Genomic DNA, 257 nt, shown 5'->3' with positions numbered 1-257 from the left:
GCTGCAGGGGGCGCCGCGGCGGCTCGTGGCCGTCGGCGCGTCGACGGGCGGACCGACGGTGCTGCGCGACATCCTGGCCGAACTGCCGGCCGACTATCCGCTGCCGGTCGTGATCGTGCAGCATCTCGCGCCCGGCTTCATGGACGGCCTGGCGACGTGGCTGGGCGAGGCCAGCGGCTACCCGGTGGAGGTGCTGAAGGATGGCGCCCCGCTGGCGGGCGGGCGCGCCTGCCTCGTCCCGGAAGGCTGGCAGGCGA

At 75.9% G+C, this 257-nt stretch carries 1 protein-coding gene; it reads left to right on the top strand.

Going from position 1 to position 257, the window contains the following annotated elements; genetic code table 11:
- Nucleotides 1–257, top strand: a 257-nt coding sequence (locus ACEN88_RS35725) for a chemotaxis protein CheB (RefSeq protein ID WP_413347125.1), incomplete at both ends; no start/stop codon positions are given.

This window comes from Massilia sp. CT11-108 (assembly GCF_047302915.1).
Lineage (GTDB): Bacteria > Pseudomonadota > Gammaproteobacteria > Burkholderiales > Burkholderiaceae_D > Telluria > Telluria orientalis.
This window is presented reverse-complemented; position numbering and strand designations above follow the sequence as displayed.